The organism is Thiobacillus denitrificans DSM 12475 (assembly GCF_000376425.1).
In the GTDB taxonomy this organism is placed as follows: domain Bacteria; phylum Pseudomonadota; class Gammaproteobacteria; order Burkholderiales; family Thiobacillaceae; genus Thiobacillus; species Thiobacillus denitrificans.
This window is the reverse complement of sequence record NZ_AQWL01000037.1, coordinates 1-1,192: the sequence shown is the minus strand read 5'-3', so window position 1 is coordinate 1,192 and position 1,192 is coordinate 1. Positions and strand designations below refer to the sequence as shown.

Below are 1,192 nucleotides of genomic sequence, written 5' to 3'. Positions count from 1 at the left end.
AGTCCAAGACCGATATACAATCAAATCCATAATAATTTCCTATAGTTGCCAAGCATGCTATTGCGCCACATACGTTACCTTCTCGCGGTGGCAGAGCACCGCAATTTCACGCGCGCCGCCGAGGCGCTGCATGTTTCGCAGCCCACGCTGTCGCAGCAGATCAGGCAGTTGGAAGAGGCGCTTGGGACGCAGTTGCTGGATAGAACCGGCCGGACCGTGCGCGCGACCGATGCCGGCGCGGCCTACATCGGCTATGCACGCAGGGCGTTGCGGGAGCTGGAAGCCGGAGAGCGTGCCGTGCATGACGTGCGCGACCTGCGGCGCGGCACTCTGCGCCTGGCAATGACGCCGACTTTTACGTCCTATCTGGTAGGGCCGCTGATCGCGGGTTTCAGCGCCCGCCATCCGGGGATCGCGCTGTGCATCAATGAAATGTCCCTGGATGCCCTCGAATTGGCTTTGGCCGACGACGCGATCGATCTCGGCATCGCCTTCAGTCCGGTGCGCTCGGCAGAGATAGAGTGCCGCCCCCTGTTTGCCGAGAAGCTCAGCATTGTGGTCGGCGTGAACCACCCGTTTGCGCAGCGTGCCGGGCCGATCACCCCGCGCGACCTGGAGCGGGAGCCGCTGGCGCTGTTATCGGCTGATTTTGCGACGCGCACCTATGTCGATGCCTATTTGTACAAGCAGGGGATTGCCCCGAAAATTCTGATTGAAGCAAATAGCATCAATGCGGTGGTTGAAATTGTCCGGCGCGGGGGCATGGCGACGATACTGCCGGATGCGATCACGCGTGAAAACGCCGGGCTCAGGAATATTGCGCTCGATCCCGCCTTGCCGCACCGCACCGTGGCCCTTCTGCGGCGCAGGGAGAGCTACCAGAGTGCGGCGGCCTTGGCCTTCGCCGGATTGATTGAAGGCATCATTGCCGATGCGGCGTTGACCTGATGCGCATGCGCTGCACCGGGTCGCTGGCCGCATCAGACATTCCGCATCAGACAAAAAACATGAACCACCACAAGCCCGCCAGCAGGCCGAGCAGGATCAGTGCGGCGAGCGGCCGGGCCGAGCCGATTTCCTGGCCGGCGGCGACCATTTTCTTGCCGGTCAGCATGGCGCGCACCAGGTTTTCGCGGTGCAGCAGCGAGGTCAGGAACACGGCCGCGATGTGCAGCACGACGAGTGCCATCAG

The 1,192-nt window shown here is 62.3% G+C and carries 1 protein-coding gene and 1 pseudogene; one reads left to right on the top strand and one right to left on the bottom strand.

What is annotated here, in order from left to right; translation table 11 throughout:
- Nucleotides 1-54 precede the first annotated feature (54 nt).
- Nucleotides 55-948 carry a transcriptional regulator CynR gene (cynR, locus tag B059_RS0118385; RefSeq protein ID WP_018079686.1) on the top strand — a complete coding sequence of 298 codons (894 nt, stop codon included), beginning with the start codon at nucleotides 55-57 and terminating at the stop codon, nucleotides 946-948.
- Nucleotides 949-994: 46 nt separating this feature from the next.
- Here cynR and B059_RS21300 read toward each other — a convergent pair.
- Nucleotides 995-1,192: pseudogene (locus B059_RS21300) on the bottom strand (hypothetical protein); the annotation flags it as partial.